Source organism: Brachybacterium tyrofermentans (genome assembly GCF_039526165.1).
Lineage (GTDB): Bacteria > Actinomycetota > Actinomycetes > Actinomycetales > Dermabacteraceae > Brachybacterium > Brachybacterium tyrofermentans.
Map to the genome: position 1 here is coordinate 1 of NZ_BAAAIR010000105.1, position 15,429 is coordinate 15,429.

At 70.2% G+C, this 15,429-nt stretch carries 15 protein-coding genes; 11 read left to right on the plus strand and 4 right to left on the minus strand.

The window, feature by feature from the left end; all coding sequences use genetic code 11:
- From ABD093_RS19290 to ABD093_RS19305, 4 genes are all read left to right on the plus strand, one after another.
- The coding region (locus ABD093_RS19290) for an ABC transporter substrate-binding protein (RefSeq protein WP_343926591.1) at positions 1–1,165 on the plus strand (1,165 nt) is incomplete at its 5' end.
- Positions 1,162–2,268 carry a carbohydrate ABC transporter permease gene (locus tag ABD093_RS19295; RefSeq protein WP_226851079.1) on the plus strand — a complete coding sequence of 369 codons (1,107 nt, stop codon included), beginning with the start codon at positions 1,162–1,164 and terminating at the stop codon, positions 2,266–2,268. The genes ABD093_RS19290 and ABD093_RS19295, both read left to right, overlap by 4 nt.
- Complete coding sequence (locus ABD093_RS19300; protein WP_193119520.1) at positions 2,265–3,119, plus strand: carbohydrate ABC transporter permease; 855 nt, start codon at positions 2,265–2,267, stop codon at positions 3,117–3,119. The genes ABD093_RS19295 and ABD093_RS19300 overlap by 4 nt, the downstream gene beginning before the upstream one ends.
- Positions 3,116–4,105 carry a glycoside hydrolase family 43 protein gene (locus ABD093_RS19305; RefSeq protein ID WP_343926595.1) on the plus strand — a complete coding sequence of 330 codons (990 nt, stop codon included), beginning with the start codon at positions 3,116–3,118 and terminating at the stop codon, positions 4,103–4,105. Before ABD093_RS19300 ends, ABD093_RS19305 begins: the two co-directional genes overlap by 4 nt.
- Before the next feature lie 177 nt (positions 4,106–4,282).
- Here ABD093_RS19305 and ABD093_RS19310 read toward each other — a convergent pair whose 3' ends face one another.
- From ABD093_RS19310 to ABD093_RS19320, 3 genes are read right to left on the minus strand one after another with little or no spacing between them, the layout of a single operon-like run.
- On the minus strand, positions 4,283–4,849 hold the full coding sequence (locus tag ABD093_RS19310) for a dihydrofolate reductase (protein ID WP_343926597.1): 567 nt from the start codon (positions 4,847–4,849) through the stop codon (positions 4,283–4,285).
- A complete protein-coding gene (locus ABD093_RS19315) occupies positions 4,846–5,649 on the minus strand; it encodes a thymidylate synthase (protein ID WP_343926599.1) in 804 nt (267 codons plus the stop codon). Before ABD093_RS19315 ends, ABD093_RS19310 begins: the two co-directional genes overlap by 4 nt.
- Positions 5,646–6,779, minus strand: a complete 1,134-nt coding sequence (locus tag ABD093_RS19320) for a LacI family DNA-binding transcriptional regulator (protein WP_343926601.1) — start codon at positions 6,777–6,779, stop codon at positions 5,646–5,648. Before ABD093_RS19320 ends, ABD093_RS19315 begins: the two co-directional genes overlap by 4 nt.
- Positions 6,780–6,998: 219 nt before the next feature.
- Here ABD093_RS19320 and arfA point away from each other — a divergent pair, with 219 nt between their 5' ends.
- From arfA to ABD093_RS19350, 6 genes are all read left to right on the plus strand, one after another.
- Positions 6,999–8,519: an arabinosylfuranosidase ArfA gene (gene arfA / locus ABD093_RS19325; RefSeq protein WP_343926603.1), complete on the plus strand. Its 1,521-nt coding sequence runs from the start codon at positions 6,999–7,001 to the stop codon at positions 8,517–8,519.
- Positions 8,520–8,675: 156 nt separating this feature from the next.
- Entirely contained in the window at positions 8,676–10,319 is a 1,644-nt protein-coding gene (locus tag ABD093_RS19330) for an alpha-N-arabinofuranosidase (protein ID WP_343926605.1), read from the plus strand.
- A gap of 522 nt (positions 10,320–10,841) precedes the next feature.
- Positions 10,842–11,219 carry an ArsR/SmtB family transcription factor gene (locus tag ABD093_RS19335; RefSeq protein ID WP_343926607.1) on the plus strand — a complete coding sequence of 126 codons (378 nt, stop codon included), beginning with the start codon at positions 10,842–10,844 and terminating at the stop codon, positions 11,217–11,219.
- Positions 11,216–11,746 (plus strand): SRPBCC domain-containing protein, encoded by a 531-nt coding sequence (locus tag ABD093_RS19340; RefSeq protein ID WP_343926609.1) that lies wholly within the window; start codon positions 11,216–11,218, stop codon positions 11,744–11,746. The genes ABD093_RS19335 and ABD093_RS19340 overlap by 4 nt, the downstream gene beginning before the upstream one ends.
- Positions 11,743–12,342 (plus strand): TIGR03086 family metal-binding protein, encoded by a 600-nt coding sequence (locus tag ABD093_RS19345; protein WP_319021693.1) that lies wholly within the window; start codon positions 11,743–11,745, stop codon positions 12,340–12,342. The genes ABD093_RS19340 and ABD093_RS19345 overlap by 4 nt, the downstream gene beginning before the upstream one ends.
- A 101-nt stretch (positions 12,343–12,443) precedes the next feature.
- Positions 12,444–13,292, plus strand: coding sequence for a sugar phosphate isomerase/epimerase family protein (locus tag ABD093_RS19350; RefSeq protein ID WP_343926611.1), 849 nt, complete (start codon positions 12,444–12,446; stop codon positions 13,290–13,292).
- Here ABD093_RS19350 and ABD093_RS19355 read toward each other — a convergent pair.
- Positions 13,279–14,310 (minus strand): LacI family DNA-binding transcriptional regulator, encoded by a 1,032-nt coding sequence (locus ABD093_RS19355; protein WP_343926613.1) that lies wholly within the window; start codon positions 14,308–14,310, stop codon positions 13,279–13,281. The two genes, ABD093_RS19350 and ABD093_RS19355, sit on opposite strands and share 14 nt — an antisense overlap.
- Positions 14,311–14,454: 144 nt before the next feature.
- On the opposite strand from ABD093_RS19355, the gene ABD093_RS19360 reads away from it, so the two are divergent.
- Positions 14,455–15,423, plus strand: coding sequence for a dienelactone hydrolase family protein (locus ABD093_RS19360; protein ID WP_343926615.1), 969 nt, complete (start codon positions 14,455–14,457; stop codon positions 15,421–15,423).
- The last annotated feature ends 6 nt before the right edge of the window (positions 15,424–15,429 follow it).

Here is a 15,429-nt window from a genome sequence, read left to right on the forward strand (position 1 = left end):
CTCGTCGGGGTACTTCCTCGGTGCTGCCATGCTCCTCATCCTCCCGTGGATTCAGAGCCTCCACCAGACCCGGGGCGATTCACAGGATGCCGCCACGACCTACGCCGAGTCCTATGAGGACGCGACCGTGAAGGTCAACTGGGTGACCGGCGATTACGCCGCCCGGCTCTCGACCGCCCTGCTCTCGGGCGGCGGCGTCGACGTGTTCGAGAACAACGGGATCGCCGTCGACCAGGCGCAGCAGGGGCGATACGCCGACCTGACCGACATCATGGAACCGGTCAAGGACCAGTTCAACGAGGCGTCCCTCGGCCCGGTCACGATCGACGGCAAGATCTGGGGCATCCCCATGATCCTGGACCCGCAGCACTTCTACTACCGCAAGAGCCTGTTCGAGAAGGCCGGCATCGAGCCGCCGACGACCTTCGACGACCTGGTCGCCGCGGCCACCGAGCTGACCACGCCGGATCAGAAGGGCCTGTTCCTGGGCAACAACTACGACGCCAGCTCGTGGGCGATGGTCTGGGCCGCAGGCGGATCCCCGATGAACGAGGCGAAGGACGCGGTCGGCTACAACACCCCCGGCTACGCCGAAGGACTCGGGTCGATCCAGCAGATGATCAAGGACGACGTGCTCCTCACCGGTGCCCCCTCGGACTGGGCGGATCCGGCGGCATTCGCCGCGGGCCTCGCCGCGATCACCTGGGGCGGCTGCTGGGCGCTGCCGGCCCTCGAGGGCGCTCTCGACGACATCGGCGTGTTCCCGCATCCGGCCGTCGGCTCGGACGGCCGCCAGGTCGCCTTCATGGGCTCCTGGAACGAGCAGGTCGCCGGCAACAGCGAGAAGACCGATGCGGCCACGGCGTTCGCCAAGTGGCTGTGGGTGGACCAGACCGATCATCAGACGGACTGGGCGCTCAGCTACGGATTCCACATCCCGCCGATCACCGCGGTCGCCGATCAGGCGGAGGCGCTCAAGGAGGGCAACGGCCTGGAGATCGCGACCATGGCCAAGGACATGGGGGTCACCGGCCCGCCGGAGTACACCGGGGACATCGGCACACCGCGCGACGACGCGATCAGCAACATCCTCAAGAACGGTGCCGACCCGGCCGAGGAGCTGGCGAAGGCCGAGGAGGCCAGCAACCGGGCGATCGGATCGTGAGCGCCCCGTCCGCCACGCGGGCCGACGCCACGGCCGCGACCTCGACCCGCACGGGCCCCACCCGGATCAAGGGGAACGGACTCGCCTTCTGGCTCTTCTTCACCCCGTTCCTGGTCGGACTGTGCGTGTTCACGATCCTGCCGCTGATCTGGGGTGGGACGCTGAGCCTCTTCGAGGCCCGCGGCACCGTGCTGCCCACGAAGTTCGTCGGCCTGGACAACTTCCGCGGCTTCCTCGTCGACACCGCGTTCCTGCAGTCCCTGCGCACCTTCCTCGTGTTCGCGGTGTTCATCGTGCCGGTGACGATGGCGGTCTCCCTCGCGCTCGCCGTGCTGGTCAACGGACTGCCGAGGTTCCAGACCTTCTTCCGCTCGGTGTTCTTCCTGCCCACGGCGTGCAGCTATGTCGTCGCCTGCGTGGTGTGGAGGCTGTCGCTGTTCAACGGGCTCGAGTCCGGGATCGTGAACCAGCTGCTGGGCGTGGTCGGGCTCGACTCGATCTCGGCGTGGCTCTCCGCCTCGCCGTACTGGTGGATCGTGCTGGTCACCGTGCGCCTGTGGCTGCAGGTCGGCTTCTACATGCTGCTGTTCCTCGCGGGCCTCCAGGCGATCCCCACGCAGATGTATGAGGCGGCCTCGGTGGACGGGCTCAACCCCGGCGGCTTCACCATGTTCCGCCTGATCACGCTGCCGCAGCTGCGCACCACGTCCGCCGCGGTGCTGCTGCTCCTGCTCATCGCGTCCTTCCAGGCGTTCGACGAGTTCTACAACCTCACCGGCAACAACCCCGAGACCCGGCCCCCGCTGGTCTACCTCTACAACATCGCCCTCGGCCCCCAGCAGGACTTCGGTCGCGGCTCCGCGGGCGCGCTGGTGCTCACCGCGATCATGGTCCTCGCCGGGCTCCTGCAGACCTGGCTGGTCGGCTTCGGATCCAACGACGACGCCACCAAGCGCCGGTTCGGGTTCCTGCGAGGGCGCCGCCGTCGGCCCGTCGACGCGGCAGAGACAGAGACCGCGGAAGAGCTCGAGGCGACAGGGTCGACAGGGTCGACAGGGTCGACGGAGAAGACGGCGACGCCGGAGAAGGAGGTGCGGCGATGACCGCACAGCTCAACATCGTCGGCCAGAACCGCAGCAGCGTCGGTCTCGTGCTGCGCTATACGGTGGCCTCCGTGCTGGCGCTCGTGTTCCTGGTGCCGTTCTACGCGATGATCAAGACGGCGCTGTCCACGAACGACGAGATCTATTCGCAGGACTTCGTGTTCTGGCCGAGCGATCCGCAATGGCAGCGCATCCCGGAGCTCTTCGCGGATCCGCGGTATCTCGACGCCCTGATGAACTCCGCGATCATGGCGATCGTCTCGACCTCGCTGTCGATCCTCATCGCGGCGCTCGCCGGGTATGCGCTGGTGCGGATCCCGCATCCGGCCGCGAAGCCGATGTTCATCCTGGTCATCGTGGTGCTGCTGGTGCCGGCGACCACGGCGTTCGTCCCGAACTTCATCATCGTCGCCTCGCTCGGCTGGATCGGCACCCTGCAGGGTCTGATCGTGCCGGGCCTGTTCAGCGCCTTCAACGTGTTCCTGTTCCGGCAGTTCTACGTGAACTTCCCGCGGGAGATCGAAGAAGCCGCCTATATCGACGGTGCGGGATTCTTCCGCACCTTCTTCCGGATCGTCTTCCCCAATACGCTGCCCTTCGCCTCCGCGCTCACGGTGCTCGGGCTGATCGGTTCGTGGAACGCCTTCCTGTGGCCGCTGGTGGTGGCGGGTGACGGGCAGAATGCGATGACGGTGCAGATCTATCTGTCCTCGTTCCTCACCGCGCAGACCTTCGACTACGGCGGCCTGTTCATGGCGGCGACCGTCAGCCTGATCCCGGTGCTGCTGGTGTTCTTCGTGCTGCAGCGCTATCTCGTGGCAGGCATCGCGGCGACGGGGCTGAAGGGATGAGGGGCGAGCGCGCGCCCAGCGGGCGGGCCGATCCTGCCGGGCAGACTGAGTTCGTCGGACGGACAGAGCCCGTCGGGCGGGCCGATCCCGCCTGGTCGACACCGCTCGCGGATCCCGCCGTGGTGCGCACGGCCGACGGGTGGATCGCCTACGGGACCGGTCCGGTGGCGGGCGGCCGCGCGGTCCCGGCGGCGGTCTCGTCGGATCTGCAGCAGTGGCGCGGGATCGGCACCGTGCTGCAGGCCCTCGAGCCGGAGGCGGGGGATTCCTACTGGGCGCCCGAGGTCTGCGTGCGCGACGGCATCTGGTGGATGTACTACTCGGTGGGCCATGGCGATCGCGGTCACCTGCTGCGGGTCGCCCGGGCCGAGCGTCCCGAGGGGCCCTTCAACGACCAGGGCGTGGTCCTCACCCCGGATGAGCTGTTCGCGATCGACGCCTCCCCGTGCCGGCTGCCCGATGGCAGCTGGTGGCTGTTCTTCGCCCGCGACGTGCTCGACCATGAGCGGCCGGGCACTCACCTGGCGGCCGCGCCGCTGCTCACGCCGACCTCGCTCGGGGAGACGGCGAGCGTGCTCGCGCCGTATGCGGACTGGCAGATCTTCGCGCGTGATCGGGAGATGTACGGCCGCCGCTTCGACTGGCACACCCTCGAGGGTCCGCACGTGGTGGTGCGCGATGGCGTGCTGCTGATGACCTGGTCAGGGGGTTCCTGGCAGGGGCCCGGCTATCGCACGGCCTGGGCCTGGGCGACGTCGCCCGAGGGCCCCTGGACGGTGCCGGCGCCGGGGGAGGACGTGCTGCTGACGAGCGATGACGAGTTCATCGGGCCCGGCCACAACTCGTGCACCATCGGGCCCGAGGGCCAGGACGTGATCGCCTTCCATGCCTGGGACGAGGAGCGCACCGGCCGCTACCTGCACCTGCGGGAGCTCGAGGTGGGTACGACGCCGCCGTCCCTGGCCGTGAGCCGCCGGGCTCCGTGAGCTGACGGCTTGGGAGAGCAGACAGGTTGGGTGAGCAGACCGGTTGGGTGAGCCGCCGGCCCCGTGTCGCCAGGCTCCAGGAGGCCGCGTCGCCCGCTGTACTGTCCTGCCGCAGCGCCAGGCCAGGTCGAGCCAGGGCAGGCCAGGGCGCCGCGACGGGGTGGGACCGGGAGCGGATCAGCGGGTGTAGGTGAGGATGCGGTAGCGCAGACCGTTCTTCGCCTCGTGCCAGCCTGTCGCCGGATCGGCCGCGGGCGTGCCGAATCGATCCGGCACCTCGGGCGCCGTGGTGTCCCCGTCGACCTCGAGGTCGATCTCGGTGACCACCAGCAGGTCGGCATCCGCGATCGCCTCGCGGTAGACGGAGCCGCCGCCGATCACCCAGATCGTCGGGCGGGAATCGGCGTCGGGCGGTCCCTCGGTCTCGGTCACCTGCCCGGTCGTCGCCACCGTCTCCTCGGCGATCCGCAGCGCATCGGCCAGATCGCGGGCGCGCACGGCGCCGTCGTCGGCGAAAGAATCGTCACGGGTGATGACGATGTTCGTGCGCCCCGGCAGCGGACGGAACGTCGGCGGGAACGACTGCCAGGTGCGTCGGCCCATCACCACGGGCGAGCCCTTCGTGGTGCGCGAGAAGTGCTTGAGGTCCTCGCTCAGGTGCCAGGGCATGGTGCCGTCCGCGCCGATCACGCCGTCGCGGGCCTGCGCCCAGATCAGGCCGATCCGGGTATCCGCGGCATTCACACCGCCACCGGGGCCTTGATGCCCTTGTGGTGCTGGTAGCCCTCGATCTCGAAGTCCTCGAGCTCGTAGTCGAGGATCGACGCGGGCCGGCGCGCGATCGTCAGCGTGGGGTACGGGAACGGCTCGCGGGAGAGCTGTCGGGTCACCTGCTCGACGTGGTTGTCGTAGATGTGGCAGTCGCCGCCGGTCCACACGAAGTCGCCCACCTCGAGGTCGGTCTGCTGGGCGATCATGTGGGTCAGCAGCGCGTAGCTGGCGATGTTGAACGGCACCCCGAGGAACAGGTCGGCGCTGCGCTGGTACAGCTGGCAGGAGAGCTTCCCGTCGTGCACCTCGAACTGGAACAGCGCATGGCAGGGGGCGAGCGCCATCGTCGGGATGTCGGCCGGGTTCCAGGCCGAGACGATCAGGCGGCGCGAGTCCGGGTTCGTGCGGATCTGCTCGACGACGTCGCTGATCTGGTCGATCACGCCGCCGTCCGCCGTGGGCCAGGAGCGCCACTGCGCACCGTAGATCGGGCCGAGGTCGCCGTCGGCGCCCGCCCACTCGTCCCAGATGCTCACGTCGCGCTCCTGCAGCCAGCGCGCGTTGGTGTCGCCGCGCAGGAACCACAGTAGCTCCAGGATGATCGAGCGGGTGTGCACGCGCTTGGTGGTGATCAGCGGGAAGCCCTGGGAGAGGTCGAAGCGGATCTGTTTGCCGAAGAGGCTGCGGGTGCCGGTGCCGGTGCGGTCGCTCTTGGCGTTGCCGGTCTCCATGACCTCGCGCAGCAGGTCCTCGTAGGGGGTCGGGATGGTCACCGGGGGAGCTCCTCGAGACAGGGTGCGGTGGGTGCGGTGGATGACGGGGTGGTCGGAGCGTGGTCGCCGGCCGCGCGATCCGTGGATTCACGGATCACCAGCGAATACGGGGTGTCGGCGATCCGGGGCGGCCCGTCGAACCCTTGGATGCGCTCGGTCAGCAGATCCAGGGCGGTGGCGGCGAGGGCATGCTTGTCCGGGGAGATCGTGGACAGCGGGGGCGAGGCGAACGGGGCGTCGGGGGTGTCGTCGTAGCCGATCACGGCGATGTCCTGCGGCACGCGACGGCCCAGTCGGCGCAGGTGGGCGAGGACTCCGATCGCGAGGTCGTCGTTGCCGCAGACGATCGCGTCGAGGTCCGGGTGCCGGGCCATCAGGTCCTGCGCACCGGTGAACCCGTCATGGCGATGCCAGTCGTCGACCGCCTGCACGAGGCCGGCATCCGGCTCGACCCCGTGCTCCTCCAGGGCGGCGACGTAGCCGTCCCGGCGCAGGGAGCCGGAGCTGTGCGGCTGCAGGCCGTGCTTGGTGGCGATCGCGCCGAGGAACGCGATGCGCCGCCGGCCCGACTCGAGCAGATGGGTCGTGGCGTCGAAGGCGGCGGCGGCATTGTCGATCCGCACGTAGTCGCTGCCGTGGGGCAGCTTCTCGGGCAGGTGCTCGCCGATGAAGACGGTGGGCTGCGTGGTCTGCTCCATGCGCGCGAACACCTCCTCCTCGATCAGCAGCGGATTGAAGATCACGCCGTCGCCCACCACGCGGTTGAATCCCTCGAGCACGGTGCGCTCGGCCTCCCGGCCGCCGGACGTCGAATGCAGGACGACGGTCTGGCCCCGTCGTTGCGCCTCGTCGATGAACTGCTGGGCGAGGTCGGAGAAGTAGGAGAAGGTCAGGGCCGGCACCGCGAGCGTGATCATCTTCGAGGCCCCGGTGCGCAGCTGCTGCGCCGCGGCCTGCGGGCGGTAGCCGACCTGCAGGATCGCCTCGCGCACCGTCTCCCGGGTCGAGTCCTTCACGTGCGGGTAGTCGTTGACCACGTTGGAGACGGTCTTGATGGAGACGCCCGCGAGCTCGGCGACATCGCGCAGCGCCGGAGGGCGCTTGCGGCCGGAGGCGGGGTGCAGGGGCATGGGGTCGATTCTCGCACCTGGCAGGAGGCGCGCGGGTGAGGTGCGGCGGTGAGCGGCCCGAGAGAGGGCGTTGACCGGATCCCGGAGACCCGTTGACGTGGTCACGACGGTATGGAAAGGTTATTGCAACGTTGTAGAACTGGCTAACGTTGTAGAACGGGCCGTCGCACAGCTGCGCACGGACCGGAGCCCCTACCTTCCAGAAGGACGCCGACACCGATGTCTTCGAACGTCTCCCTGACCCTGAACCCCGCCTTCCGTGTCGCCCCCGTGCGCCGTCGCACCTTCGGCGCCTTCGTCGAGCACCTCGGCCGCTGCGTCTACACCGGCATCCACGAGCCGGGCCACCCGTCGGCCGACGAGGACGGCTTCCGCACCGACGTCCTCGAGCTCACCCGTGAGCTCGGCGTGAGCTCCGTGCGCTACCCGGGCGGAAACTTCGTCTCCGGCTACCAGTGGGAGGACGGCGTCGGCCCCGTCGAGGACCGCCCCGCCCGCCACGACCTCGCCTGGCACTCCACCGACCCCAACACCGTGGGCCTGGACGAGTTCATGGCCTGGACGAAGAAGGCCGACGTCGAGCCGATGTACGCCGTGAACCTGGGCACCCGCGGGATGGCAGAGGCGCTGGACGTGCTCCAGTACGCGAACGCCCCGCAGGGCATCGCGCTCTCGGACCAGCGCGCCGCCAACGGGCACCCGGAGCCCTACGGCATCTCGATGTGGTGCCTGGGCAACGAGATGGACGGCCCCTGGCAGGCCGGCCACAAGACGGCCGAGGAGTACGCCCGCCTCGCGACCGAGACCGCCCGTCTCATGCGCCAGGAGAACCCGGACCTCGAGCTGATCGTGTGCGGCTCCTCGAACTCGCAGATGCCCACCTTCGGCGCCTGGGAGAACACGGTCCTCACGGAGGCGTACGACCAGGTCGACATGGTCTCCGCCCACGTCTACTACTCCGAGAAGGACGGCGACCAGGCCTCCTTCCTCGCCTCGGCCGACGACATGGACCACTTCATCGACTCCGTCGTGGCCACCGCCGATCACGTGCGCGCCAAGCTCAAGCGCGACAAGCGCATCATGATCAGCTTCGACGAGTGGAACATCTGGTACCAGCACCGCGCCGAGTCCCGCCCGCCCAGCGGTGACGACTGGCCGGTCGCGCCCGTGCTCCTGGAGGACACCTACAGCGCGATGGACGCGGTGGTGTTCGGCAACCTGCTGATCTCGCTGCTGCGCCACAGCGACCGCGTCGCCTCCGCCTCGCTCGCCCAGCTCGTCAACGTGATCGCCCCGATCATGACCGAGCCCGGCGGCGGCGCGTGGAAGCAGACCACGTTCCATCCCTTCGCGCTCACCTCCCGCTACGCGGTGGGCGAGGTGCTCGACGTGCGCCTGGACGCCCCGAGCTTCGAGAACCAGCGGTTCGGGTCGAGCTCCGCGGCCGACGCCGTCGCCACCTGGGACGACGAGACCGGCACGCTCGCCGTGTTCGTCGTGAACCGCGGGGCCGACGCCCCCCTCGCCCTGGACGCGGATCTCGCCTCCTTCGGCGACCTCGAGGTCGTCGAGGCCCTCACCCTGCACCACGAGGACCCCTACGCCACGAACACCCAGGCCGCCCCCGAGACCGTGGTCCCGGCGGCCAACGACTCGGTGCGTCTCGAGGGAGGCCGCCTCGTCGGTGACCTGCCTGCGATCTCCTGGACCCTGGTGCGTCTGGCCCGCCCGGCAGCCTGACGCCCGCCGCCTGATCCCGGCTGCCTGACCCCGGCTGCCTGATCTCGTCGGCCGGTCCCGATCCGTTCCTCCCGCGGGAGCGGGTCGGGCCCGGCCGTCTGCCTCACCGCCCTGCCGCCCGACGCCCTGCCGCTCGACGTCCTCCGAGGAGAACCCATGACCGCCCGTGCCCGCACCCTCACCCCCGGGCTGGTCTCGGCCCTGAGCCCGACCGCCACCGGTTCCCCCGCCGCCGGCGCGACCGGGTCCACCGGCCCGTCCAGCACTCCGACGGGCGGCCCTGCCCGCGTGGTCGTCGACCTCGACCTGCCCGGCTCCACCATCAGCCGTCACCTCTACGGCCACTTCGCCGAGCACCTCGGCCGCTGCATCTACGAGGGCTTCTTCGTGGGTGAGGACTCCGAGATCCCCAACACCCGCGGCATTCGCGACGACGTGGTCGCCGCGCTGCGCGCGCTGAAGATCCCGAACCTGCGCTGGCCCGGCGGCTGCTTCGCGGACGACTACCACTGGAAGGACGGCATAGGCCCCCGCGAGGAGCGGCCCCGCATGGTCAACTCCCACTGGGGCGACATCGTCGAGGACAACTCCTTCGGCACCCACGAGTTCATGGACCTCGTGGAGCTGCTCGGCACCGAGGCGTACGTCAACGGCAACGTCGGCTCCGGCACGGTCGCCGAGATGAGCGAGTGGATCGAGTACCTCACCCGCGCCGACGACTCGCCGATGGCGTCCCTGCGCCGCGAGAACGGACGCGACGAGCCCTGGAAGGTGCCCTACTTCGGCATCGGCAACGAGGCCTGGGGCTGCGGCGGCAACATGCGGGCCGACGACTACGCGGCGCTGGCCCGCCAGTACTCCACCTACGTGCGCGATCACGGCGGCAACGAGGTCACCCGCATCGCGGCCGGTGCGAGCGATGACGACTTCGCGTGGACCGAGGCGCTCATGCGGGCCGCCACGAACCTCGAGAAGCGCGACGGGAAGGCCGGCCCCTACCAGGCCATCTCGATGCATTACTACACGATGTCGGGCCCCTGGGAGGACAAGGGCAGCGCCACCGAGTTCACCGAACAGGAGTGGTACCGCACCCTCTCCCGCGCCGCCCGGGCCGAGGAGCTCGTGGCCCGCCACGCCACCGTCATGGACCACTACGACCCGTACAAGAAGGTGGGCCTGGTGTTCGACGAGTGGGGCACCTGGTGGAACGTGGAGCCCGGCACCAACCCCGGCTTCCTGTACCAGCAGAACACCGTGCGCGACGCGCTGGTCGCCTCGATCCACTTCGACGGCTTCCACCGCCACGCGGACCGCCTGCTCATGGCGAACATCGCCCAGACCGTGAACGTGCTCCAGGCGATGATCCTCACCGACCCCGACACCGGCGCCCTCGTGCTCACCCCGACGTACCACGTGTTCGCGATGAACGCCGGGCACCAGGACGCCCGCGCGCTCGCCGCCCACGTGCTGCTGCCGGAGGAGCCCGCCGAGGTCGACGGCCGCGCCCTGCCGATGATCTCCGCCTCGGCGTCCACCACCGGGTCGACCGCACTGATCTCGCTGTCGAACCTGGATCATGCGCAGGAGCGCACCCTCGTGCTGGACCTGCGCGGACGCACCGTCACCGGGCACACCGCGCGCGTGCTCACCGGTGCGAGCTCCGCCGCCCACAACACCCCCGAGCAGCCCGAGGCGGTCGCCCCGGCCGAGCTCACCGACGTCCGCGACCACGAACGCGGCCTCGAGATCACCCTGCCCGCGCACTCCTTCGTGACCGTGGAGCTCCAGCTGGGGGAGTGAGCCTGGGCTCTGGGCTCTGGGCTCTGGGCTCTGGGCTCTGGGCTCTGGGCTCTGGGCTCCGAGCCCCGAGTTCCGAGCTCCGGAGATCTGGTGCCCGGCGCGCGAAGCCTGGACCCGACCCGCCGCCGGATCAGCTGTGCTCGAAAAGGTTCCACCTGCGTGGAACCTTTTCGTGCACGGCCCGGCGGCCTTGTGCGGCCTCGCGTGGATGTGCTCAGAAAGGTTCCACCAGGAGGGAACCTTTCTGAGCACGGTCCGGTGAGAGGCGGCGTGGAGTTCGAGTCAGCCGGCCGAAGGATCCACGGTGCGCGAGGAGCCGCTCCACGGTGGCCAGCCCCACCTGCTGCGTCTCGAACTCCTCACGGCGGCGGGAGGGGACCTCGGCGGCGGGAGAGGACCTCGGCGACGGGAGATCGCCCAGCGCTCCCATCTCTCGGAAGGCCGTAGTCAACCACATGGTTGACTACGCTGCTCCGGCGGCGTAGCCTCCTCTTGTCAACCAACCAGTTGAGAAAGGGAGGGATGGACGACGACACCCTGTCGAGAGCCTTTGCGGCCCTCGCCGACCCCACGCGACGGGACCTCGTCTCGCGCCTCACCCTCGGTGACGCCACCGTCGGCGAGCTCGCCGCCCCCTACGCCATGTCCCTGCAGGCCGTGAGCAAGCACATCACGGTCCTCGAATCGGCGGGCCTCGTCACCCGCCGGCGCGACGCCCAACGGCGCCCCGTCCACCTCGATGCCGAGGTGCTGGGGGAGCTGACCAGGTGGATCGATCGCCACCGCATCGCCGCCGAGGCGCGACTGACCCGCCTCGACGCTCTCCTCCATGATCCGGACTTCCATGGCCCGGACCCCCATGACCCGAGCAGCACCGACACCCCGGAGCGCACGCCATGAACCCCACCGAGCACACGAGCCCCACCGATCACCTGACCACCGCCACCATCGAGGCGGACCCCGAGGTCCCCCTGATCCGCATCGTCCGGGACTTCCGCACCACGCCCGCCCAGCTGCTGCGCGCCCACACCGACCCCGAGCTGTACGCGCGATGGGTGGGGCCCGAGGCGCTCTCCACGCGCATCGATCTCTGGGACGCCCGCACCGGCGGGGCCTGGGCGTTCACCAACATCGACCGCGTCAGCGGCGAGGAGTACGCCTTCCACGGCAGCTTCCACGAGGTCGCCGAGGATCGCATCGTCCAGACCTTCGCCTTCGACGGCTGGCCCGACGGCGTCTCTCTGGAGACCATGCGCCTCGAGGACCTCGGCGGCGGCTGGACCCGGATGCGCAGCACCTCGCTCTTCGACTCCTTCGAGGGGCGCGGGCAGATGCTCGACAGCGGCATGGACGTGGGGATCCACGAGGGCTACGCCGCGCTCGACGAGCTCCTGGCGGCCGACGCCACCGCAGGAGGCGCCCGGTGAACGCCACCGGCACGCCTCTGACCCAGCTGCCTCCCGCGGAGAAGTACCGGGCGATCGCTTCCGGCTTCACCGCGACCGTCGATGGCGTCACCGACTGGGACGCCCCCACCCCCGTCGCGGAGTGGCGTGCCCGGGACGTCGTGGGCCACCTCGTCACCTGGCTGCCGGCGATGATCCACGGCGGCTCGACGTTCCGCTTCGAGGAGGGGCCGTCGGCCGAGCAGGATCCTGTCGGCGCGTGGACCCATCTCGACAACCAGCTCCACGCTCTCTTCGCGGATCCCGCTGCCGACCGGCACCTGCATTCGAACCCGCACACGGGATCGGATCGGCCGCTGCCCGGGGTGATCGACGAGTTCTTCACCGGTGACGTCTTCTTCCACACCTGGGACCTCGCCCGCTCCTCGGGGCAGGATGATCGCCTCGACCCTGGCATGGTCCACGACGCCTACGTCGGGATGAGTGCGGCGGAGGAGTATCTGCGCCCCACCGGCCAGTTCGGGCAGCAGCAGCCGGTCCCGGCCGACGCCACCGAGCAGGAGAAGCTGTTCGCCTTCCTCGGCCGCGACCCGAGGTGGACTCCGCCGCCGGCGTGACCCCGTCGGCGGCCGGACCGCGCTGCTGACGGTCCATCCCACCTGGCGGACAGTGTGCCCGGTATCACCACGTGGGAAGGATTCGAGCATAGGCTTTCCGGATGTTCTCGAACCTCTCGGCCGGCGCACTCGGCCTTCCCCTGGACCACACCACCTCGATCGACCTCGCCGCGCGGCACGGCTTCGGAGGGGTCGACCCCGATCTGGGCCACTTCCGCACCCTGGGCGGCACGGCCGCCGTCGCCGAGCATGCCGCCGCTGTGCAGGAGAAGGGCCTCGAGTGGGGGATGGCCGGCCTGCCCGTCCCGCTGGATGCCCCTGCCGCGGAGTTTCGCCAGGCCCTCGTGGACCTCCCCGAGTCCCTCGAGCTGCTCCGGGCGGCGGGCGTGACCCGCGTGGGCACCTGGATGCGGCCGATGCACGACGACCTCGACTACCTGCGCAACTGGCGCCTGCACGTGAGCCGCCTGGCTCTGGTCGCCGAGCTGCTGGCCGACGCCGGCCTGCGCATCGGCCTGGAGTACATCGGCCCGAAGACCTTCTGGTCCACCGAGCGCTACCCGTTCATCCACTCCCTGCGCGAGGCGCGCGAGCTGATCGCGGACTCCGGCGCCACGAACGTGGGGATCATCCTGGACAGCTACCACTGGTACACCGCCGGGGAGAGCGCCGACGACCTGGCCGGTCTCACCGACGCCGACATCGTCTCGGTGGACATCAACGACGCCCGCGCCGATCGCGAGCGCGACGAGCAGCAGGACCTCGACCGTCGCCTGCCCTACGACACCGGCGTCATCGACCTGGCCGGCTTCATGGGCGCCGTCCACGCCGCCGGCTACACCGGCCCGGTGAAGGTCGAGCCGTTCATGAAGTCCCTCGCCGAGCAGCCGGTCGACGACGTGCTCGCCGATATCTCCAGCCGCCTGGACCGGGCCGTCACCGGGAAGTGACCGGACCGGTGCTGTCGCCGATGATGATCTGCGGTTCGAGCAGGACGTCGTCGCGGGCGTCGTCCTGCTCGGGGCGTCCCTGCGCGTCGGACCGCTGGATGCGGCGGCGCAGCAGCGTCCACGCGACCGTTCCGGCGTCCAGCTCCTCTTGACCGACTGTGGTCATGTGCGGATTGAGGACGCGCGACAGCTCGATCCCGTCGAAGCCGGTGAGGGAGAGATCGCGCGGGACATCGACCCCCAGCTCGTGCATCCGCGTGAGGAGGCCGTGCGCGACGAGGTCGTTGAAGGCGAGGACTGCCGTGGCCCCGGAGTCGAGAACCTCTGCAGCCACCCGGTATCCGTCGGCCAGTCCGGATCCGCAGCGGATCGATCGCAGGGTCAGTGCCGGATCCGCGTCGACCAGGGCGTGCAGAGCGGTCAGCCGTTCGCGGTTCGCCACGCTGCGCGGGGGACCGGACGCATAGAGCAGATCGCGATGCCCGAATCCCACGAGGTGCTCGACCAGCTGTTTCATCCCGGCGGCGTAGTCGATCCCGACCGAGGCGAAGCGCGGGTCGGTCGTGCGCCGGTTCACCAGCACCACCGGGGAGATCTGTTCCACGAGCTCGTCGAGGACCTGGTCGTCCATCCGTGGGGAGACCAGGACGACGGCGTCGCACTGCCGGCGCGCCTCCCGGGCGATGGCCGCCTCGCGTTCCGGGGAGGCGACCTCCGCCACGAGCACGCTGTAGCCGTCCGCCTCGGCGGCGCGCGAGATCCCGCGCAGGATGACCTGGAACATCGGGTTCCCCAGATCGGGGATGACCAGGGCGATCGTGAGGGTGCGGCCGGTGGACAGGTTCCGCGCCGTGAGGTTCGGGCGGTATCGCAGGGTGCCTGCGGCCTCCCGGACCCGGATCGCGATCCCCGGATCGACCCGGGTGCTGCCGTTGAGGACCCGCGACACCGTCGCGCGGGAGACCCCTGCCGCCTCGGCGACCTGGGTGATGGTGGGCGATGCGCTGCGCCGGGGCATCGGGCCTCACGTCCTTCGCGGTCCAGGGTGATCGGGCGGGGACCCTCCCGAGGGTCATGGAGTGCATGGTGCACTATGGAATCGTTCGAGGCGAACAGGCCGATCCCGGTACCGCGCCATCATCCCCGCTGTCGAGGAGAACGCATGGTTGCCCGGTCCACGAATCCTGAGCTGCTGCGCGGCCACCTGCGTGTCCTCCTCGGTCTGGGCGACGAGTCCGCCAGCGGGTCCGCCAGCGGGTTCGACGTCGCGGAACTCGTCGGGCCGACGGATGCCCCCACGACGAGGCGATCGTCGTCGGCCCCCGAACCGGCTCTGGTGCAGGTCCGCACCGCAGACGGCACCGAGATCCCCGCCTACCTCCTGCGCCCGGCCCCGGACGTCGGGCACGGCGCCGCCGTGGTGCTGGTGGCCGGGCACGGCCGGGGCATCGACGATCTGGTGGCCCAGGATCCGGTCGACGACTACCACGACGGCCTCGCCCACAAGCTGGTCCGATCCGGGGTCACGGTGCTGTGCCCGGAGATGGTCAGCTTCGGCAGGCGACGCTTCCCGCAGGCCGATGGCGCGGAGCCCTACGAGCCCACCGAGAACACCTGCGGCATCGACGCGGCCGCGCATCTCCTGCACGGGCAGCCGGTCATGGGGCATCGGGTGTCCGACGCCCGCGCCGCCGTCCAGGCGCTACGTCAGCTCCCCGGGGTGGACCCCGACCGGGTGGCCGTGGCCGGCGGCTCCGGCGGCGGAGCCGTCGCGCTGCTGCTCGCCGCCGTGGATCCCACGGTCTCGGCAGCCCTGGTAGCGACCTACTTCTGCACCTTCGAGGCGAGCCTCTGCTCGATCCGCCACTGCCCCTGCAACATCGTCCCGGGCCTGCTGCCCGAGCTGGAGATGGCGGACATCGCCGCCCTGATCGCCCCGAGACCCCTGATCCTCGAGGCGGGGGAGCGGGACCACATCTTCCCGATCGAGGCCACTCGGGCCGCCTTCGCGCGGCTCGCGGGGGTGTGGGAGGAGCAGGGGTCGACGCCGCCGGAGCTCGTGGTCACCGACAGCGGGCACGCCTTCCGGGCCGAGCGCTCCCTCGACGCCCTGGTGGAGCGGCTCGCCTGAGCGACT